The sequence below is a fragment of the Streptomyces sp. H27-H5 genome, assembly GCF_026627505.1.
Classification (GTDB): domain Bacteria; phylum Actinomycetota; class Actinomycetes; order Streptomycetales; family Streptomycetaceae; genus Streptomyces.
The window spans coordinates 36,337-58,689 of sequence record NZ_JAPNLK010000032.1 but is presented as its reverse complement, the minus strand read 5'-3'; the positions used below and the strand labels follow the sequence as shown (position 1 = coordinate 58,689).

Annotated in this window: 4 protein-coding genes; all 4 read right to left on the bottom strand. The window is 75.9% G+C overall.

Going from position 1 to position 22,353, the window contains the following annotated elements:
- Window positions 1-37: 37 nt before the first annotated feature.
- Window positions 38-3,187: a non-ribosomal peptide synthetase gene (locus OTB19_RS17770; RefSeq protein WP_267799247.1), complete on the bottom strand. Its 3,150-nt coding sequence runs from the start codon at window positions 3,185-3,187 to the stop codon at window positions 38-40.
- Complete coding sequence (locus OTB19_RS17765) at window positions 3,184-8,880, bottom strand: type I polyketide synthase (RefSeq protein ID WP_267799246.1); 5,697 nt, start codon at window positions 8,878-8,880, stop codon at window positions 3,184-3,186. Before OTB19_RS17765 ends, OTB19_RS17770 begins: the two co-directional genes overlap by 4 nt.
- A gap of 66 nt (window positions 8,881-8,946) precedes the next feature.
- On the bottom strand, window positions 8,947-17,772 hold the full coding sequence (locus OTB19_RS17760) for a non-ribosomal peptide synthetase (RefSeq protein ID WP_267799245.1): 8,826 nt from the start codon (window positions 17,770-17,772) through the stop codon (window positions 8,947-8,949).
- Window positions 17,769-22,349 (bottom strand): type I polyketide synthase, encoded by a 4,581-nt coding sequence (locus tag OTB19_RS17755; RefSeq protein WP_267799244.1) that lies wholly within the window; start codon window positions 22,347-22,349, stop codon window positions 17,769-17,771. Before OTB19_RS17755 ends, OTB19_RS17760 begins: the two co-directional genes overlap by 4 nt.
- Between the last annotated feature and the right edge of the window lie 4 nt (window positions 22,350-22,353).

The following is a 22,353-nucleotide window of genomic DNA, read 5'->3' as shown; positions in this document are numbered from 1 at the left end:
TGCTCTGCCGGCCCGCGGCGCGCCCCGGGCCGTGTCGTCAGCCGGATTCGGGGAGGGCCTCGGCGAGGGCGGCCGTCAGTTCACGGACCGTGGAGGCGTCGAAGAACAGCTCGATGTCCAACTCGGCGCCGAGTTCGGCCTGGAGCTTGGAGGCCAGCCGCATCGCCCGCAGCGAGTCGCCGCCGAGTTCGAAGAAGTCGTCGTCGAGCCCGACTTCGGGCAGGGAGAGCACGTCCCGGAACAGCTTCGCGACCAGTTCCTCCCGCCCCTGTGCCTCCGTCGTGCCGGCGACCTCCGGCGCGGGGGCGTCGGGCGTCCCCTCCGGCGCGGGCAGCGGCGCCCGCAACGCGAGGAGGTCCGTCTTGCCCGCCGGCGTCATCGGCAGCTCGGCCAGCCCCACGAAGGTTTCCGGAATCATGTACGACGGCAGCCGGCGTCGCAACTCACCCGCCAACCAAGCCGGTTCGAGCACGGTCGAGCGGTCCGCCGGCACGGTCCACGCGACCAGCCGGCCGTCCCGCACGGCCACGGCGGCCCCCGCGACCTCGGTCAGGTCCAGGAGCACCGCCTCGATCTCGCTCGGCTCGATCCGGTACCCGCGCAGCTTCAGCTGGCGGTCGATCCGGCCGAGGACCTCCACCCGCCCGTCGGGCAGCACCCGGGCGTGGTCGCCGGTGCGGAACATCCGGGTCCGCCCCCCGGTGAACGGGTCTCCGACGAAGCGCTCCGCCGTGAGTTCGGGCAGGTTCCAGTAGCCCTCGGCGACCCCGTCGCCACCGATGCACAGCTCGCCCACGCAGCCGATCGGCAGCAGCCCGTCGAACGGGTCGAGGACGCGCAGCACGGTGTTGGACAGGGGACGCCCCACGGTCACCCGCACGGTGTCCTTGCGGATCTCCTCCACGCTGGAGTAGACGGTGGTCTCCGTGGGCCCGTACATGTTCCACACGCTCGACCCGCGCTCGGTCAACGGGGCCGTCAGGTCCGGCGGGAACGCCTCGCCGCAGCTGTAGAGCCGCGGCCGGTCCACGCCCTGCCAACCGGAGTCGAGCAGCGCCCGGTACCGGGAGGGCGTCGCCTGGAGGGCCGTGATGCCGTGCCGCTCGACGTACCGGTCCAGCTCGGTGCCGCTCAGCCCCAGCGAACGGTGGCCGACGTGGACGGTCGCGCCGACGGCCAGCGGTACGAGCAACTCGGCCAGCGACGTGTCGAAGGTCAGCGTGGTGAGGGCCAGGAACCGGTCCTCGGCGGTGAGCCCGGGGTGCCGCGACGCCAGACTGTCCACGAGGTTCGCGAGCGCCCGGTGGCCGACCGCGACGCCCTTGGGGTTGCCGGTGGAGCCCGAGGTGTAGATGAGGTAGGCGAGCCCGTCCGGGTCCGCGTCGGGCAGGGCCGCCGGGTCGGGTCGGGTGCCGTCCTCGCCTGCGCCGTGCGCGAGGGTCTCCCGGGAAAGGTCGAGCACGGCGCCGTTCCAGGACTCCGGCCCCGGCAGCGGCGTGCCGTCGGTGAGCACCAGCGCGGGGGCCGCGTCCTTCAGTACGTACGCGATCCGGTCCGCCGGGTGGGAGGGGTCGAGCGGCACGAACGCGGCGCCCGCCCGTGCGACGCCGAGCAGCGCGGTGACCAGGTCTGCCCCGCGGCCGAGGCAGACCGCCACCCGGTCGCCGGCGCGCACCCCGAGGTCGACCAGCCGCAGGGCCAGCGCCGTGGCCCGCGCGTCCAGTGCGCGGTAGTCGTACGTGGTCGATCCGGCGACCACGGCCGGGTGGTCGGGGCGGTCGCGGACGGCGTCGCCGATCAGGTCGGCCAGGAGCGCGCGCGGCGGGGTCCGGTCGATGTCGGCGCCGTTCCAGCGGTCGAGCTGGAGCGCGCGGACCGGCTCGGGGACGGCGAGGAGTTCGCTCACGGGCGCCTGCGGCCGGTCGGCGAACCGGGTGAGGACGGCCGCGACGTGGGTGAGCAGGGCCTCGGCCTCGCCCTCGCCGAAGCGGGCCGAGTCCACGATCGCCTGAAGGTGGGTCTCCCGACCGGTCCGCACGACGAGGGTCACCGCGTAGTTCGTGCGGGTCTCATAGCGGACGTCGGTGATGACCGCGCCGCCGGAGAGCACGGCCCGCGACTCGTCCGGGTAGTTCTCGAACACGACCACGGAGTCGAAGAGCGCGACGCCCGGCGGCAGGCCGGCCCACCGCTGGACGTCGGTCAGCGGGGTGTGCTGGTGCTCCAGGATGGGGTGCCGGGCCTGCGCGTACCGCGAAAGCCAGGCGTCGGCGGGCAGTTCCGGATCGATCCGGGCGCGCGTCGCGACGGTGTTGATGAACATGCCGATCATCTCGGCGGCCCGCTCCAGGCCGGCGGGGCGGCCGGAGACGGTGACGCCGAACACCACGTCCTGCTTGCCGCTGTACCGGGCCAGGGTTCCGGCCCAGGCGGCCTCCACCACACTGCCGAGCGTGGTCGAGCGGGACGCCGCGAGGGCTCGCAGCCGTTCGGTGGTCCCGGCCGGCAGGGTCGTGGACACCCTGCGGTAGTCGCCCGAGGGGCGGGCCCCGGGACGGGCCCCGGGGAGCGTGAGGGTGGCCGGCTCCCGGTACCCGGCGAGGTGCCCGGTCCAGAACTCCCGGTCCCGGTCGGCGTCCTGATCGCGCAGCCAGGCGATGTGGTCGCGGAACGGCGGTGGCGCCGGGCGACCCGGGTCCGCGCCGCCGAGCGTCGCGGTGACCTCGGCCATCAGCAGGGCGGCCGACCAGCCGTCGAGCAGCAGGTGGTGATAGGTCCACACGAGGAGGTGCTCGTCGGGGAGGCGCAGGACGAGGAGCCGCATCAGCGGGGGGCGGGTCAGGTCGAAGGGCTCGCGGCGCCTGCGGTCGAGCTCGCCCGCGATCTCCGTGTCGCGGGCCGCCCCGTCGAGGTGCGACAGGTCCCGGAAGTCGACGGGCACCTCGGCGCTCGGCAGGACCACCTGGCGCGGTGCGCTGATCCGCTCGTGGACGAAGGCGGTGCGCAGGACGGGATGTCGGGCGGCGGCGGCCTGCCAGGCGGCCGTGAGGCCTTGGACGTCCAGGTTCCCGCTGACGCGGAAGGTGGTGAGTTCCACGTAGAGGCCGTGCTCCGGAGAGGTCGTGCTGTGGAAGAGCATGCCCTCCTGGGCGGGCGAGAGCGGGTAGATGTCCTCGATGTTGTTCATTTCTTGTCCTCTCCGAACCCGAACAGGTTCATGACCTGTGCCAGGTCCTCGGTGCTGAGATCGGCGTCCGGGAAGGCGCCGGTGTCCGCGCGGGGCGGTGTGTCGACGGCGGGGGCCGGTAGTCCGGGCCCGGGTGTCCCGGACACCGCGCGTTCCCCGGACGCGGCCTCGGCCGCGTCGCGGAGGTGGGCGGCGAGGCCGCCCGCGGTCGGGTGGGCGAACAGGTCGCTCGGCGCCACGGCCAGACCGATGCGCTGGAGTTCGGCGGTGATCTGCACGATGGTCAGGGAGTCCGCGCCCAGCTCGAAGACGCTGTCGTCGGCGCCGATCCCGGGCACGCCCAGCATCCGGGACCACACCTCGGCGATCCGCTGCCCGACGTCGTCCGGGTCCACGGGCCGCGCCGCGTCGTCCGGGGCCTCGGTGCGGCGGGTGGCCGCCGGTGCGGCGGTCGTGCCGGGCGGCGGCTGCGTCCGGCCGACGCGCGGGCTCACCAGCACGTGCGGCAGGTGACGGTTGGCGAGGATCCGTTCGAGGGCGAGCAGACCCCGCCCGGTGGGAATCCCGTCGGTGTCCGCCGGTCGGCCGGGCGCACCCGGGCGGTCCGCCCCGCCGGGCGCGGTGGCCGCGCGCAGCACGAACCCCTCGACCGTCACCAGCGGGGAGCCGTCCGGTGCGGTGAGGAACACGTCCGCGACCAGGGTGTCGTCGGCCGCGGGGTCGCCGGACCGCATCACCACGTGGGCGCGCAGCGCCGCGCCGAGCTCCCGGTGCACGGTCATGCGCCGGTAGGCGACCGGCAGATGACGCCCCGACACGCCGGCCGCGGCGCCCGTCGCCACGTCCAGCAACGCCGGGTGCAGCGGATGCGCCGCGAGGTCGTCGTGGAACGCCTCGGGCAGGCGCAGCGTCAGCACCGCCTCCGCGTCGCCCCGGCGGATCCCGTCGAGGCAGTCCCACCGGGGGCCGGTGGTCAGTCCGACGGCGCCGGTCGGGGCGTCCTCCCCGGTCGGGGCGCCTGGGCGCCGGAGCGCACCGGTCGCGGCCCCCCCGGCGACGGCCGTCACGTCGGGAGCCGTCACGTCGGGGACCTTCCGCTCGGGGGCGGGGCCGTCGTACGCGGCGATCCGGCCCTGGCCGTGCGGTCGGGCGGACGCGGACGAGCACACCTCCCAGTCGTGCCCGCCTCCCGCAGCGGGACGCAGCCGTACGGTCACCACCGTCGGTCGGTCCCGGGGCAGCCACAGCGGGCGGGTGAACACGGCGTCCAGCTCGACCGGCCCCGGACCCGCCACCAGGGCGTGCGCCGCGACGGCGAGGTCGAGGAGGGCCGTGCCCGGCAGCACGGGCTCGTCCGACAGCCGGTGTTCCGCGGACAGCCAGTCGATGTCCGGGCCGGTGCGCAGCCTCAGCGCGGTCCAACCGTCCCCGCCGGTGTGACGGGCCTCGAACAGCGGGTGGTCCAGCGGGTCGCCCGGCTCGTCCGGGGTGTTCCCGAGGGCGTGGCGCAGCGCCATGCCGGTCTCCGACCAGCGGTCCCAGCCGATGGACACGAGGGAGTCGTCGGTGTGCGCGTAGCTGTCCAGGAAGGCGTTCGCGCCGCTGTAGTCGGCCTGCCCGGCGGCGTCGGTGACGGACAGGACCGAGGAACACAGCACGACGGCCGGGCGGTCGTCGGCCGTCAACCGGTGCAGCAGGAGGGTCCCGCGCACCTTGGGGGCCAGGACCCCGGCCACGTCCCGCCGGCTCCGCAGGGCCATCGTGCCGCCCCCGGGCAGGCCCGCCGCGTGCACGATCCCGGCGATGGCGCCGTGCGCGGCGCGGATCCGCCCGAGGGTGGACTTCAGTTCCCCGGCGTCGGTGACGTCGCACTGGACGAGGCAGACGGCCGCCCCGTGCCCGGTCAGTTCGGCCAGGGCCCGGGCCTGCTCCGGCGGGCAGTCGGGGGCCGGCGCGGCGCCGGCGGGGCGGATCGTGGTCCAGCCCGGACCGTCCGGCACCGGACGCCTGCCCATCAGCAGCAGCGTGCGGCCGCCGTCCCGGGCGAGGCGCCCGGCCACGGCCAGGCCGATGCCGCCGAGACCGCCGGTGATCAGCCAACCGCCGCCCGGAAGGGCCGCGGTGGGCGAGCCCGTCGTCTCGTCGTCGGCGAGCAGCGCGGGCCGGTCCCAGCCGGGCACGAGGCGAGCCCGCCCCCGGACGGCGATCAGTGGCGCCGCCGGCCCCGCCGCGCGCAGCTCGACGAGGGCCGCGTCGGCGGCGCGTTCCAGCGCCGGGGCGTCGTGGGGCGCGCAGTCCAGATCGAGGGCGCCCAGGGTGAACCCGGGCAGTTCGCCGGGCAGCGCCCGTACCGCACCCATGGCCGTGGCGGCCTGCGGGGTGCGGGGGCGACGGCCCTGCACACCGTGGGCCCCGTCGCTGACCAGCAGCATCCGTACCGGCCGGCCGGGGAAGGCGCCGCTCAGGGCCTGCGCCAGCTCGGCGGGCACCGTGAGGGCGAGCAGGGCGCCCCGCGCCACCTCCTCGGGGTCGGCGCGCTCCGCGTCGGGGGCGTCGACCGCCCAGCAGGAGACGACCGTGTCGATCACGTGGCCGAGGTCGGCCAGTTCGCCGACCAGCGTCGCGAAGGCGCGGGGGTCCTCGGGGTCGAGCACCCGCGCGGGCGGCCGCCCGGTCGCGGCGCCGTCGGCGCGCACGGGGTCGGCGCGCACGGGGTCGGCGGGGGTGCGGGGGAGGGCCCGTACGGTGTGGACCTCGGCGCCCTCCCGGAGGAGCCGGGCGGCGATCCGTTCGGCCAACCCTGCCTCGTCCGCGAGGAGCAGCACCGTACCGGGAACGCCGTGCGGGTCGGCGACGGGCGGCGCCGCCTGCGACCAGGACGGCACGCGCAGCCACGCGTCCACGGATCCTGCGGACGCGGAGGTGTCGGCGCTGCCTGCGGCCCCGACGGAAGCGGTACCGGCGGGCTCCGACGCCCCGGGAAGGGACCCGTCGCCGCGAGGGGCGGCCGTCGGCGTGAACCAGTGGCGGGCCGGCTCGAACGGGTAACCGGGCAGCGGCACGTGCCGACGCCCCGCCCGCTCCCCGAGGGCGGACCAGTCGAGGGCCACCCCCCGCTCCCACAGCCCGGCGACGGCGGTCAACCGGGCCGGCGGGCGGCCCTGCGCCGCGCCGGTGTCCGGGGCGTACAGCGAGGGCAGCACGAGCCGCTCGGCTCCCGGGCTCCGCCGGGCGAACCCCGACAGGGCCTGCCCGGGGCCCGCCTCGACGAGCACGGCCCCCTCCGGCAGGGCGGCGAGCGCGTCCGCGAACCGTACGGTCCGCCGCATCTGCCGCGCCCAGTACTCGGGCGACCGGGCCTCCTCCGGCGTCAGGGCGCGCCCCGTCAGGGTCGACACCACGGTGACGGCGGGCACCTGGGCGGGCACCGAGGCCACCAGCTTCGTGAACTCCTCCACCAGCGGGTCGGCGTGCCGGCTGTGGAAGGCGTGCCGGACGCCGAGCGGGCGGCCCGTCACCCCCCGGTCGGCCAGCAGCGCGGCGAAGCGGTCCACCGTCCCCGGGTCGCCCGCCACCACACAGCGGTCCGGCGCGTTGACGGCGGCGAGCTCCGGCAACGGCCCCCAGTCGGGGCCGAGTTCCCGGCCGAGCAGGTCCAGGTGGGCTCGCGTCTCCCGTTCGGGGAGCGGTACCGCGAGCATCGCGCCCGGGGCCATGCCCGCCATCAGCCGCCCCCGTTCGGCGACCAGCCGGGCCGCGTCCCGGAGCGTGAACACCCCGGCGGCGCACGCCGCGGCGAACTCCCCGACGCTGTGCCCGACCAGCGCGACGGGGCGGATCCCCACGGCCGTCCACCAGGCGGTCAGCGCGTACTCGACGGCGAAGAGCGCCGGCTGCGCCACCTCGGTGCGGTCGAACAGGTCCGGGTGCGCGGGGTCCAGCAGCAGCGCCCGGGGCGTCGCCCCGGTCCAGGGCTCCAGGGCCTCCAGCGCGTGGTCCAGGGCCTCGCGGAAGGCGGGTTCCGCCTCGTACGGCTCGGCGGCCAGGCCGGGCGCCCCGGCGCCCTGGCCGGGGTACAGCAGGACGACGTCCGGCTCGCGGTCGGCGGCCCGGACGGGCCGGAGCGCGGTGATCGGCGTGGCGGAGCCGCGGCGCGGCACGGGGACCGCGGCGCGCCAGGCGTGGGCGGTGCGCCCGGTCTGGAGGGTGTGCGCGGCGTCGAAGAGGTCCGGCGCGTCGGGCGCGGCGAGCGCGACGTCCAGCCGGGCGGCGGCGCGCTCCAGGGCCTCGGGCGTGCGCGCGGACAGCGGAAGCACCTCCCACCCGGTGGCCCGCGGCGCGGGCCGGGCGGGGCGCGGCAGCGGCGGCGGGTCCTGGAGGATCACGTGCGCGTTGGTGCCGCCGATCCCGAAGGAGCTGACGCCCGCGATCCGTGTCCCGTCCGGACGGGACCAGTCCTCGGCCGCCGTCAGGACGCGGAACCCCGTCTCGGCCAGGCCGTCGGTCGGCCGCTCGAAGTGGACGGTGGGGACGAGCGTGCGGTGGTGCAGACAGAGCACCGTCTTGATCAACCCGGCCATGCCGGCGCAGGTGTCCAGATGTCCCACGTTCGACTTGACCGCGCCGAGCACCCGCTCCGCGTCCGGGTCGGCTCCGAAGACCTTGGCCAGGGCCGCCAGTTCGATGCGGTCGCCGAGCGCGGTGGCGGTGCCGTGCGCCTCCACGTAGGAGACCTCGTCGGGCGTGACCCCGGCGACGGCCTGCGCGGCCGAGATCACCCGGACCTGACCGTCCATGCCGGGAGCGGTGAACCCGACCTTGCGGGAACCGTCGTTGTTCACGGCCGAGCCCAGCAGCACCGCCCGCACCGTGTCGCCGTCGGCCACCGCGTCGGCGAGCCGCTTGAGGACGACCACGCCGACGCCGCTGCCGAACACGGTGCCGGTGGCGGCCTCGTCGAAGGGCCTGCAATGTCCGTCGGCCGACAGGATGCCGCCCTCGGAATGCAGGTAGCCGTGCCCCTGCGCGACCCCCGCCGACACCGCGCCGGCCAGGGCCACGTCGCACTCGCCGCTGAGCAGCGCCTCGCCCGCCAGGTGTACGGCGACCAGCGCGGAGGAGCAGGCGGTCTGCACGCTCATGCTCGGCCCGGTGAGCCCGAGCCGGTACGAGGTCTGGGTGGCCAGGTAGTCCTTGTCCCCGGAGGCGAGCCACTGGACGTCCGCGCGGTCGCCCAGTTCCCCGGCGTGGGGCAACAGGTGGTGCGTGAGGTAGGAGTTGAAGCCCGCCGACGCGTACACGCCGATCGATCCGTCGAAGCCCTCGGCCCGCCCGCCGGCGTCCTCCAGCGCGGTCACCGCGCACTGGAGGAACAGCCGGTGCTGCGGGTCCATGAGCGCCGCCTCGCGGGGCGGGATCCCGAAGTACTCGGCGTCGAACTCGTCGATGCCGTCCAGGACACCGCCCGCCGGAACGAACCTGGGGTCGGCCAGCCGCTCGGCCGGGACCCCGAGGGCCGCGAGTTCCCCGGGCGTGCGGAACGCGACGCTCTCCCGGCCGTCCACGAGGTTCGCCCAGAATGCGTCGGCGTCGCGCGCGCCGGGGAACCGGCAGGCGAGGCCGATGACGGCGATCGCGTCCGGCAGGTCCGCCGTATCGGCGGATCCCGGTTCCCTGGTGTCCTGAATGGTCATGCGGTGTCTTCTCCTTCGGGCGTTCTCGGCCGCGGGTCGGACCGACCGGCGAGGTGCCGGTCGGTCTCAGTTGGCCGGCGAGGTGCCGGAGCCGCCTCGCCGGCGGGCGGCGCGGCGCCTCTCGTGGTGCTGCCTGCGGTCGGTGACCGACTCGTCGGCGGTGGTGCCGGTGGTGCCGGTGGTGCCCGTGGTGCCGGTATTGCCGGTGGTGCGGTCGGTGACGGTGGGCGGTTCGGCGACGGCCTCCGGATCGGCCGGACGCGTCACGGGACGCACCGGCGCAGGGTCGGCCTCCGGCCGGTCGAGCAGGTCGGCGAGGTGGCGGATCGTCGGCCGGTCGAACATCTCGACCACCGACACCTCCCGGCCGAACTCCTCGGTGACCCGGCGCTGGACGCGGACGAGGTGGATGGACGTGGCGCCCGACTCGAAGAAGTTCGTGTCGATGCCCAACTCCTGCCCCTCCAGAACCTCCCGCCACAGCGCGACGAGCCGGTCGATGGTGCTGCCCGTCGAACGCGCCACCAGCACGGCCCGCTCCACGGGGGCCGGGGCCGCCGCGGCCGTGACCGGTGCGGCCACCTCCGGCGGGGTCGCCATCGGTGCGGCCGACCGCGCGGCCAGTGCCTTGCGGTCCACCTTCCCGTTCGCCGACAGCGGCAGCGCCTCGATCACCCGGACCCGCTGCGGCACCATGTACCCCGGCAGCCGCGCGGCCAGTTCGGCGCGCAGCGCCAGTGCCCAGTCGTGCGCGTCGTCCGCCGGCCCGGAGGCCGAGGCCGGGGCGCCCGAGGGCAGGCCGCCCACCAGGGTGTGCAGGACGCTCTGGTCCTCCTCCAACCGCAACAGCGCGCGCAGCGGCTCCGCGTGCACGTCACCGATCGGACAGAGCCCGAGACGACAGTCGGCGGCCCGCTGACGCAGCAGTTGCGCCATCGCACCGGCCTCCAACAGGCAGAACCTGTCGGACAGCTCGCCGTACACCGGTGTCACCGCGCGGTCGCGGGCGACGAGGAAGATCCCGAACCCGGCGCCCGCCACGAGCGCCCGGTTGGCCTCGGAGAACAGTGCCGGGTCCAGCGCCCGACCGGCGTCCGGACCGCTCTCCAGCGAGACCAGGGCCGGGCCCGCGGGGTCGAGGTAGTACACGCCCGCCGGGATCCCGGTGACCCTGCCCGGCGCCACCGCGAGGTAGGTCTGCACGGGGTACAGGCCGCCCGCCGAGCCGAAGGCGTACCGGGGCACACCGTCGTCGTCCTGTCGGGCGAGCGCCGTCAGCAGCGCGTACACGTCGGCCGCGGGCACGGGGCCGGCGCCGAAGGAGCCGGCCGCGCCCCGACCGGCCGCCGACGCCCGCAGGGCGAGGGTGTCGGCGGGCAGGACGAACGGGAGGATCTCACGGCCCGCGAGGTCGGCGCGGCGGCCGGGCTGGCTCAACCGCCGTTCCAGCAGACGGGCCTGCTCGGCTCCGAAGACCCCCGACGCGCCGGGCTCCGTCCCGGTGTCCGACGGCCGCGCCGCCGGATCGGCGACCGCGCGCGCCGCCTCACGGACCACGTAGGCCGCGAGACGGGCGGCCGTGCCGTGGCCCTCGACCAGCGCCGCGGCCTCGCGCACCCCGTCGGTGCGCACCAGGGCCGCCTCGATCTCGCCCAGTTCGATGCGCATGCCGCGCACCTTCACCTGCGAGTCCTGCCGGCCGAGGAACTCCAGGTCGCCGTCGGGCAACAGACGGGCCAGGTCGCCCGTGCGGTAGAGCCGCTCCCCGGTCACGGGGTGCGTGGGGAACGCCCGCGCGGTCAGCTCCGGCGCGTTGCGGTAGCCCGCGGCCAGCCCCGCGCCGCCGATGAACAGGGCGCCGGGCAGTCCGGTGGGACGCAGCCGGAACGCCTCGTCCAGGACGTACATCGTCTGGTTCCGCATCGGCCGCCCGTACGGGATGCTCGACCGGTCCGGGTCGACGCGGTCGATCGGATGCAGCACCGACCAGATGGACGCCTCGGTGGCGCCGCCGAGACTGACGACCCGCGCCTTCGGGGCGACCTCCCGGACCTGGTCGGGCATGCCCACCGGGATCCAGTCCCCGCTGAGCATGACCAGGCGCAGGCTCTCGGCGGTGGCCGCGCCGTTGCCCGCCGTGTGGGCGAGCAGCATCTCCATCAGCGCGGGCACGGAGTTCCAGACGGTGACGCCGTGCTCGCCGACGAGCCGGTTCCAGCGCACCGGGTCGCGGTCCTCGTCGGGTCCCGCCAGCACCAGGGTGGCGCCCGCGGCGAACGTGCCGAAGAGGTCGTACACGGACAGGTCGAAGCCGAGCGAGGACAGCCCGAACACCCGGTCCTCGGAGGTCACCCCGAAGCGCTCGTTGATGTCGACGACGGTGTTCAGGGCGCCCCGGTGATCGGTCATCACGCCCTTGGGGTCCCCGGTCGAACCCGAGGTGTAGATCACGTACGCGAGGTCGCGGGGATCCGTCGCCACCGGTTCGAGCACCGCGTCGCGGCCGGCGGACGCGAGCGCCTCGTCGAAGCGGACGACGGCGACGCCGTCCGGGACGCGCTCGTGGACGGACGCGGCCGGGGGCACGAGCAGGGCCGAGGCCCCCGCGTGCCGCAGCGAACCGGCGATGCGGGCCGCCGGCAGGCCGTCGTCCAGCGGGAGGTAGGCCGCCCCGATGCGGAGCACGCCGATGGCCGAGGCGATCTGTTCCCAGCCCCGGTCCGCGACCACCCCGACCAGGTCGCCGGGGTGGACCCCGGCCGCGCGAAGGGCGTGGGCGACGGCCCGGGAGGCCTCCTCCAACGCGCCGTAGGTGAGGGTCCCGTTCGCCGCGATCACCGCGGTACGGCCGGGCGAGCGGTGGGCCCGGTCGAGGAACGGCTCGTGCAGCAGGCCGTCCGGGAGCGGTCCGTCGGTGGCGTTGAGCTCCCGGTACCGGGCGGCCTGGTCGTCGGGGAGCACCTCGCGATGCGGGTCGTCCCAGGCGTCGGTGTCCGTCGCGAGCGCGGTCAGCAGCCCGGTGTACGCGCCGAACATGTCGTCCAGCGTCCCCGGTGCGAACAGCGCCTCCACCGCGTCCCAGGTGAGCCGAAGCCGGCCCTCGTCCTCGCTGATCTGGTGGTCGAGCCAGACCTGCGGGGTCTGGGTGATGGTGTGCGCGACCCGCGCTCCGAGCCCGGCCGGCGGGGTGCCGCCGGCGTCGGCCGCGCCGAGTTCGCTGGTGAACACGACGGGCATGGCCGCCGCGGCCACCCCGCGCCGGCGGGCCAGTTCGCCGGCCACGCGCACGCCGCTGACGAGCTGGTGGTCCAGGTCCTCCCAGAGCCGCTCCTGGAGGGCGCGCGCCCGCTCCTCGAAGGTGCCGCTGGTCGCGCGGTCCACCTCCAGCAGGCTGAGTGCGGTGAAGTCGCCGACCAGCGTGCCCAGTTCGGGATGGTCGCCGACCCGGTTGAAGAGGGTCAGGTTGAGGGTGAAGCGGTCGCTGGACGACCAGGTGCCGAGCACGGTGGCGTACGCGGCCAGGGCGAGCGCCGACGGAGTGATCCGGGCGGCGGCGGCCCGTGCCTTGAGCCGGGACCACAGCTCGGCCGGGAGGTGCGCCTCGCGCCGCCGGAACCGGGTCTCGGCCAGTTCCCCGAGCTGCTTGACGAGCGGCAGCGGGGGCGCCGGCGGCAGGGTGTCCAGCCGCTCGCGCCAGTAGGCGAGGTCACGCTCGTGCCCGGGCCCCGTGCGTCGGGCCTGCTCGGCCATGACGTAGTCGCGGAAGGACAACTCCATCGCGTGCGGGACGAGTTCGCCCCGGTAGACGGCGAGCAGCTCGCGCAGCAGGATCTGGACGCTGCCACCGTCCGCGATGAGCGTGTCGATGCTGAAGTGCAGCCGGGCCGCGCCCCCGTCGGTGTGGCTCGCCCGGATCTGGAAAAGCGGCCAGGTCTCGGCGGGCAGCACGTGGTGGGACATCGTGTCGCGGATCGCCGTCAAACGTGCCTCGCGCTCGGCGGCCGGCAGCTCGCGCAGGTCGGCGCGCTCGATGCGGTAGTCGGGCACCTCGGGGAGGATGCGCTGGGTGCCGTCCGTGTCGACGACCAGGCGCAGGGCGTCGTGGCGCCGGACGAGGGACCGCCAGGCGCCTTCGAGGCGGTCCAGGTCCACGTCGTCGACATCGAGCTCGACGAACAGGTGGCAGGACACGTCTCCGCCGACGGCGCCGCTGCGGCCGATCCAATAGGCGCGCTGCACCTCGGTGAGGGGGAACGGTTCGTGGCGGGTCGCCGGGTCCGGCAGCAGCGCCGCCGGCCGCTCCGACGGCTCCGCGCCGTCGGCGGCGCCGTCCGCCCGCGCGTCCACGCCGCGGGCCAGGGCCGAGACGGTCGGCGCCTCGAACAGGGTGCGCAGCGGGAGCCGGGTCGAGAACGCGCGCCTGATCCCGGCGACGACCTGGGTGGCGAGCAGCGAGTGGCCGCCCAGCTCGAAGAAGTCGTCGTGGACGCCGACCCGTTCGATCCCGAGGGCCTGCTGCCAGATGGCCGCGATCCGCTTCTCGGTCGGGGTGGAGGGCGCGACGTACGCGCCGCCGACGGCGCGGTCCGTGTCGGGCGCCGGCAGCGCGCCCCGGTCCACCTTGCCGTTGCTCGTCAACGGCAGCGCGTCCAGCACGACGAACCGCGAGGGAACGAGGAAGGCGGGCAGCCGGGCGGCCAGCGCGGCACGCAGGTCGGCGGCCGCCGGAGGGGAGTCCGGGGAGTCGGGCACCACGTACCCGATCAGGGACGCCCGGGCGGTGCCGATCCCGTGCGCGGTCACCACGCTCTGGCGGACGCCGGGCACGGCGGTCAGCGCCGCCTCGACCTCGCCGGCCTCGATCCGGAAACCGCGGATCTTGAGCTGGTCGTCGTTGCGGGCCAGGTACTCCAACCGGCCGTCGGGCCGCACCCGGACGACGTCACCCGTGCGGTACAGGCGGGCGACGGCCGATCCGGCGCCGTCGGAGCTGGACGCCGCGGCGGGGTCCGCCACGAAGCGTTCGGCCGTGAGTTCCGGGCGCCCGAGGTAGCCCGCGGTCACGCCCGCGCCGCCGATGTACAGCTCGCCGGGCACGCCGACGGGCGTGCGGCGGCCGTGTTCGTCCAGGACCCGTACGGTCGTCCCGGCGACGGGGCGGCCGATGGTGACGGCGCCCCGCACCGGGTCCACGGTATCGCTGGTGGACCACACGGTGGTCTCGGTCGGCCCGTACATGTTCAGCAGCGTGCCGGTGAGGTGCTCGTGCAACCGGCGCGCGAGGTCCGCGTCCAGGGGCTCCCCGCCGAGGAGGAGCCGGCGCAGCCCGCCGAGCGCCCCGGCGTCCGGTTCGTCCAGCAGGACGCGCGCCAACGACGGGGTGCACTGGAGATGGGTCACACCGTGGGCGCGGATCAGCGAGGTGAGCGGGACCTCCTCGACGTCCGTGAGGCGCCCGCCCTCCGACTCCGTCGCGGGTACCGCGTCGCGGCGGTGCAGCGCCGTCTCGCGCAGCGCGGCCAGGCCGGTGAGCGCGCGGAGCGCCGCGTCGGGGTCGACACCGAAGTCGACGAGGCAGGCGACCTCGTCGACGCCCGCGCCCGCGAGCCGCCCCAGGAGGGGCAGGCGGTCCTCGACGGTTCCGATGAAGGAGCCGTCCGTGAGGTAGCGGGCCGCCGCGTGGTCGAGCAGGGCCTCCTGGTCGTCGGCGCTGAAGTCGTCGGCGCGGACGTCGATGCCGAGGGTGGCCGCCATCTTCTCGATCAGCCCGACGGAGGACCGCAGGTAGTCGCGGAACGGCTGTCGGGCGTGTGCCCGCACGTCCTCGGCGTCGTCGCCGACGAAGGTGTGCAGCATCAGCGTCACGTGCGGCTCACCCGCGTGACCGGCGTTCCGCCAGGCCTCGCGGTAGATCGCGATCCGCTCGGTCAGCTCCTCGACGCTCTGGCCGAGCAGGTGCGTGAGCAGCCGCGCGCCGATCTCGCCGGCCTTGCGGCAGGTCTCGGGGTTGCCGGACGAGGTGAGCCAGAAGGGCAGTTCCGGCTGGACCGGACGCGGCATGACCGCCACGTCCACGCTCCGCCCCGAGGGCCCCTCGAAGGCGACCCGGTCGCCGCGCCACAGCCGCCGCACCTCGTCGATGCCCTCGACCATGAGCTTCTGCCGGTCGTCGTAGGCGTCCTTGGCGAGGACGAAGTCGTCCACGTGCCAACCGGAGGCGAAGGACAGCCCGACCCGGCCCGCGGAGAGGTTGTCGACGACCGACCACTCCTCCGCGACCCGGACGGGATGGTGCAGCGGCAGCACCACGCTGCCGGCCCGGATCCCGATCCGTTCGGTGCTCTGCGCCAGGGCGGCGGCCAGCACCGACGGCGCCGGATAGGACCCGCCGAACGCGTGGAAGTGCCGCTCCGGCAGCCACACGGAGCTGAAGCCGTGGGTGTCGGCGAACCGGGCGCCCTCCATGAGGAGCCGGTACTGGGCCGGCCCCGGGGCGTGCGCCTCGGAGTCGCTGGAGAAGTAGAAGAGGCTGAACTCCGGTACGACGGCGGGCGCGACCGCGGTCGGCGCCGGCCCGGCGGCCCGGCGTGCGACGACCGCGGAGGTCCCCGCGTCGGGGCTCACGACCACCCGGTGGCCGCGGCTGATCGTCCACAGCAGCTCCAGCACGGAGATGTCGAAGGAGACGCTGGTGACGGCGAGCCAGGTGATCGGCTCGGTGTCCGCCCCGGCGGCTGCCCGCGCGTCGTCCCGGCCCGTGACGATCCGGTCCATCGCCGCGAGGAACGCCGTGAGGTTGCGCCGGAGCACCACCACGCCCTTGGGCCTGCCGGTGGAGCCCGACGTGTGGATGACGTACGCGGGAGCCTCGGGGTCGTGCGACCCGCCGTCGGCGACGGGCGCGGGCGCCCCGGTGTCCGTGTCGGCCGCGTCGAGGTCGAGCAGCGGCGCCCCGGACGGCACGACGTCCCGGGTGCCGGCGTGCACCAGCACGGCCGAGGGGGTGGCGTCCTCCAGGACGAACCGGATCCGCTCCGCCGGATACCCGGGGTCGAGCGGCAGGTACGCGGCTCCCGTCCGGAGCACGGCGAACAGCGCGGCGACGAGATCGGCGCCGCGCCGCAGACAGACGCCGACCCGGTCCCCGGGACGGACGCCCGCGGCCAGCAGCCGGGCCCGGATCTCCTCGATCCGCGCGTCGAGCGCGCCGTAGGCGAGCGCCGGCCCGTCGGGGTCCGACCCCGACAACAGGGCGGGCGCGTCAGGCCGTTCGCGCACGGCGCGGGCGAGGGACACGAGCACGTCCTCGGCGTCCGCGGGCAGCGGTCCGCCGTCGCCGGCGAGCGCCGACAGAGCCTCCTCGGCGGGAGTGAGCGCCAGCAGCCCGGAGAGCGGCAGCGAAGGGTCGGCCGTACCGCGCCGCAGGACGCGTTCCAGGGTCTCGGTGTAGGACCGCACGGTGTCCGCGTCGAACAGGTCGGCGCTGAACTCGCAGACGCCGGTGGTGACGTCTCCCGAGCGGGCGAGTTCGAGGCTGAGGTCGGTGCGGCACAGCCCGTTGTCCAGGTCGACGAGTTCGACGGCCACGTCGGGCAGCGAGATCGTGGGCGCGGGCACGTTCCGGTAGCCGAACTGCACCTGGTAGAGCGGCGCGTGGCTCAGGTCGCGGTCCGGGCTGAGATCGCGGACCAGACGCTCGAAGGGCACCTCGGCGTGGGCGAGGGCGCCCAGCGCGGTCTCCCGCGCCCGACCGACGAGCTCACCGAACGTGGGGTCCCCGGCCAGGTCGGTGCGCATCACCAGGGTGTTGATGAACATGCCGACCATGCCGCCCAGTTCCGGACGGTCCCGACCGGCCGTGGGCACGCCGACGACCACGTCCTGCTGCCCGGAGTGCCGCATCAGCACCGCCTGCCAGGCGGCCAGCGTCACCATGAACGGCGTCGCCCGGGCCTGTCGGGCGGCCTCCTCGATGCCCTCCGTCAGCTCCCGGTCCAGGGTGAGGTGCACCCGACCGCCGCGGTGCGAGGGGGTGGCGGGGCGAAGACGGTCGGTGGCCAGGGAGAGCAGCGGCGGGGCGTCGGCGAGCCGCTCGCGCCAGTAGTCGAGCGGCCGCGCCAGCGCCTCGTCGGTGAGCTCGACGCGCTGCCGTGCGGCCCAGTCGCCGTACTGGACGGCCAGCGGCTCGGGCCCGCCCTGCGGGCCGCCGGCGCCGCCCGGCCGGCCGTCACGGAACGCGCGGTAGCCCGCGCACAACTCCTCCACCAGGACGGCGCGCGACCAGGCGTCGCCCACGATGTGGTGGTTGACCACGACCAGCAGGGCGCGGTCCGGGGCGGAGCGGATCAACAGGGCCCGGAAGAGTCGCTCGCCCTCCAGGTCGAAGGGCCGGCGGGCCTCCCGCTCGGCCGCCTCCCGCTCGGCGGCGTCGATCCCGCCGGCCACACCGGGATCGAGGTCCACCACCGTGAGCACCGGCTCCGAACCCGGACCCGAGACCGGAGCCGGGTCCAGGACCCGCTGCATCGGCCGCTCGCCCGAGGGGTCGACGACGGTGCGCAGCGCCTCGTGTCGGACCACCAGGCCGTTCAGCGCCGCGTCCAGCGCCGCCCGGTCCAGCGGACCGGTCAGCCGCAGGGCCACGTACTCGTTGAACACCCCGAGCCCCGGAGTGAGTTGATCGAGGAACCACAGTCGTTCCTGGCCGAAGGAGAGCGGCGCGGGAACGTCCGAGGGCCGCCGCGGTGTCACCGGTGCGGCGACCGGCACGCTCTGCCCGGCGGTGTTCCCGCGGGTACGTGCCTCGAACCTGGCGCGCTGTTCCGGAGTGAGCCGGGCCAGGCGCTCTGCGCGTCCGGCGTCTGCCGGGGGGCGGCCTGCTGAGTCGGTCACTGGTTCTCCAGGTCGGCGAGAATACGGTCTTCGATGTCCACGGCGAGATCGGCCACACGGCCGCCCTCGAAGAAGGCCCGGGCGGGCACGTCCACCCCGAACTCGGCGCGCAACCGCGCCACGACCTGCGCGGCGAGCAGCGAATGACCGCCGAGGTCCAGGAAGTCGTCGTGGACGCCCACCCGGTCGATGCCGAGCATCTCGCCGTAGATCTCGGCGAGACGCTCCTCGGTCGGCGTGCCCGGCGCGGTGTAGGCGGTGGCCAGCTCCGGGCGCGGCAGCAGGGTGTGAGAGGGGCGGGCGGCGGCGGGCTCGGCGGTCAGCCGCAGCGTCCCGTCGTCCGTGACCTCCGCGCCGGCGCGGGCCACCACGCTTTGGCCGCCGGGGCCTTCGAGCAGCGCGGCGAACGCCCGCGTCCCCTGGGCGGGGGTGAGGGCGCCCGCGAGCATCCGCTCCTGGAGGGCGCGCAGGTCGGCTGGGACCTCGGCGTCGCTCGCCATGCCGACCGAGGCCCACATGTCCCAGTTCACCGTGATGACGCGCCGTTCGCCGCGCGCGTCCTCGGCTTCGCCGGCCGCCGCGAGGTAGGCGTTGGCCGCCGCGTAGTCGGCCTGCCCGTAGGTGGGTACGAGGGTGGCCAGCGAGGAGCAGAGCAGCAGCGTGCCCGCCTCGCCCGGCCGCAGCGCGGCCAGCAGGTTGCGGATGCCCGCGGTCTTGGCGGCGAACACCGCACGCGCCTCGTCGTCGTCGCGCAGTTCCACGGAACCGCCGCCGGGGACACCGGCCGCGTGCAGGACGCCGTCGATGCCGCCGAAGGTCTCGCGCACGCGCTCCAGCGCCTCGGCGAGGGAGTGCGCGTCGGCGACGTCCGCCCGCAGGCAGAGCACCTCGGTGCCCCGGGCCCGCAGGTCCCCGACGAACTCGGCGGCGGGACCCTCGTCCCCGTCGGCCACCGGGCGCCGGCCCAGCAGGGCGATGCGCGCTCCGGCGGTACGGGCCAGATGGCCGGCGAGCGTACGACCGATGCCGCCGAAGCCGCCGGTGACGACCCAGACCGCGCCGGGCGCGGACCCGACGGACGACACCGGGGCGGGGGGCCGGGCGGGCTCGACGGCGCGGGTGAGCAGCTCGGTGCCGCGCAGCGCGAGCAGTCGGGCCGGGGCGGCGACGACGGCACGGAGCACGTCGAGGGCCGACTCGGCGTCGAGCCGGGCGCCCGGGGCGAGGTCCACCTGGGCGCAGCGGAGGTTGGCGTACTCCTCGGGCAGCACCTGCACCGGGCCGCTGAGCAGGGCCGCCGCGGGGTCGGGGCGTTCGCCGTCGAGGACGCGGAACGCGCCGGCCGTGAGGACTCCGAGGCGCACGTCGTTGACGACGCTCGCCTCGGTCATGGCGCGGGCCAGCCGGACCAGGCCGAAGTACCCCCGCGTCCCGTCGTCGTCGGCGGCGGGCGCGAGGCCCCAGCCGTGGACGATCGCGGTGGGGGTGCGGACCAGCCCGCGCAGGTCGGCCAGCAGCTTCGCGTACTGGCTCGGGTCGCCCGGGTCGATCTCGTACACGCCGCGGCGCACCCGACGGTACTCGGGGCCGGGCCGCACGACGGTGACGATCTGTCCCCGCGCCGTGATCAGGTCGATCACCGGCTGCGTGGCGCCCTCGGCGTCGCACAGGACCAGCCAGGTCTGGCGGCGCGCGAACGGGTCGGCCGGCACCTCGGCCCCGGGGCCCGGCGGACGCCACACGATGCGGGCGTGCACCGCGTCGGCCTCCGACGCCTCGGCCGGGGCCGCAGTGGTGGCCGGGGACGCTGCGCTCGCGTCCGGGGCGGCCGGGCCGGGCTCGATCCAGTGCGGCAGCCGCTCGAACGGGTAGCCGGGCAGGCCCGCGAGGTGCGCGTCGACGCCGGCGGGCTCCCAGACGACGGGGGCGCCGTGGGCCCACAGCCCGGCGAGGGAGAGGACGGCGCTCGCCGGTTCGTCGTCGGCCGAGCGGCGCCCCCGCGAGGGCAGCGGCGCCGGCGCGAGACGAGGGGCACCGGTCCGGGCCGCGGCGGCGTCCTCGGCGGGGCCCGCGCCCGCGGAGCGGACCAGGTCGGTGAGCACGCTGCCGGGGCCGTTCTCCACCAGCACCAGGTCCTCGTCCAGGGCGAGCAGCCGGCCCAGCCCGTCGTGGAACCGCACGGGGGAGAGCATCTGCCGGGCCCAGTACGCCGGGTCGCAGGCCTGCTCCGCGGTGATCCAGTCGCCGGTGACCCCGGAGAGGAAGGGGATGCCCGGGGCGTGTAGCGGCACGGCGGCCAGTTCCTCGGCGAACCGGGCGGCGGCCGGCCCGCACGGGGCGCCGTGGAACGCGCGGTCGACGGGCAGGCGCAGCGCGCGCACGTCCCGCTCGGCGAGCGCGGCGGCGGCCCGCTCGACGGCGTCCGGAATCCCGGACAGGACGGTGGCGGCCGGACCGTTGACGGCGGCGAGGTCCAGTCCGTGCGCGGCGGCGATCCCCGCCGCGTCCGCCTCTCCCAGGGGCAGCGCGAGCATGGCGCCCGGCGGCATCTCCTCCATCAACCGGCCCCGGGTCGCGGCCAGCGCGAGCGCGTCCGGCAGCGCGACGACCCCCGAGAGCAGCGCGGCGGTGAACTCGCCGAGGCTGTGGCCGAGCAGCGCGGTCGGGCGCACGCCCCAGTGGGCCCACAGCCGGGACAGGGCGTACCCGAGGGCGACCACGGCGGGCTGCACGATCGAGGTGCGGCGCAGTTGGGCCGCGTCACCGTCCCGCAGCAGCTCCGTCAGGTCCGCTCCGAGGTGCGGACGCAGGATCCGCGCGCACTCGTCGAGCGCCTCGCGGAACACCGGGTGCGCGCGGCGGAGGCCGTCGGCGGTGCCCGGTACGAGGGCGGCCTGTCCCGGCAGCAGGAAGGCCACGGGCGCGTCGCTGCGCCCGGTGCGGGCGCCCACGCGGTCGCGGCGGTCCCCGCCGCGCAGGGCCGCGACGGCCCCGGCGGTGTCACGGGCGAGGACGACCCTGCGGTGCGAGAGCCGGCGCCGGCCGTCGCGCAGGGTGCGCGCCACGTCGGCGAGGGCGAGTTCGGGGTGCGCGGCGAGGTGGTCCGCGAGCCGGTCGGCGACACTGTCGAGCGCGGTGGAGGTGCGTGCCGACAGCGGCAGCGCGACCGGTACGTCGGCCCGCGCCCCGGCCGGGGCGTCACCCACCGGGGCGCCGGCGGTCGCGGGTGCCTGCTCCAGGATGACGTGGGCGTTGGTGCCGCCGATCCCGAAGGCGCTGACGGCGGCCCGCCGCGGCCCGTCGGTGACGGGCCAGTCGGTGAGGTCGGTGGGCACGAAGAACGGACTGCCCGACAGCCCGACGCCGGGCTTCGCGGCGTCGACGTGCAGGCTGGCCGGGATCCGGCCGTGGCGCAGTGCCTGTACGGCCTTGATGAAGCCGGTGATCCCGGCCGCGGTGTCCAGGTGGCCCAGGTTCGACTTCACCGAACCGAGCCCGCACCAGGCCCCGGGCGCGGCGTCCGGCCGGTCGTCGGCCGCCCGGTAGGCGGCCGTCAGGGCCTCGACCTCGATGGGGTCCCCGATGGGCGTGGCCGTGCCGTGGCCCTCGACGTACCCGATGCTGCGCGGGGCCACGTCCGCGACGGACAGCGCCTCGCGGATCACGGCGCTCTGCCCGCTCACGCTCGGCGCCGTGTAACCGGCCTTGTCGGCGCCGTCGTTGTTGACGGCCGAACCGAGGATCACCGCGTGCACGCGGTCCCCGTCCGCCAGCGCGTCGGCCAGCCGCTTGAGGACGACGACGCCCGCGCCGTTGCCGAAGACCGTGCCGGCCGCGTTCGCGCCGTACGGCCTGCAGTGGCCGTCGGCCGACTCGATGCCGCCCTCGACCGACAGGTAGCCGGAGCGGTGCGGCACGGTGACCGTCACGCCGCCGGCGAGCGCCATGTCGCACTCCTGGGAGAGCAGGCTCTGCACGGCGAGGTGCACCGCGACCAGCGAGGTGGAGCACGCGGTCTGCACGCTCACCGCCGGACCGCGCAGGTTGAGCTTGTACGCGGCCCGGGCGGCCAACTGGTCGGGCTGGTTGCCCTGGAACAGCAACGGCACGCCCAGCTTCTCCCGCAGATCGGTGCGGGGCAGCAGGTTGTGGATGAGGTACGTGCTCAGCAGCGAACCCGCGTACACCCCGATCGGCCCGGCCGCCCGGTCGGGGTCGCACCCGGCGTCCTCCAGGGCGGCCCAGGCGGTCTCCAGGAAGACGCGCTGCTGGGGGTCGATGACCGAGGCCTCCAGGGCGCCGTACCCGAACAGCGTCGAGTCGAAGCCGGCGACGTCGTCGAGGACGCCCTTCGCCGGCACGTAACGCGGGTGGGCGTACTCGGACTCGGCGACCCCGTCGGCGCGCAGTTCCTCGGCGGAGAACCGGCTGACCGCCTCGGTGCCCGCCGCCAGCAGCTCCCAGAGCGCGTCGACGGAATCGGCTTTCGGGAACCGGCCCGCCATGCCGACGACGGCGATCCGGCCTTCGACGTCGGCCCGGTCATCGGGTTCCGGCAGAAGCTGCTGTGCGTTCAAGGTG

Bases quoted from the DNA above. Each gene is read 5' to 3' on its own strand.
- OTB19_RS17770 (WP_267799247.1), bottom strand. From the start codon at position 3,187: ATGAACAACATCGAGGACATCTACCCGCTCTCGCCCGCCCAGGAGGGC.
- OTB19_RS17765 (WP_267799246.1), bottom strand. From the start codon at position 8,880: ATGACCATTCAGGACACCAGGGAACCGGGATCCGCCGATACGGCGGAC.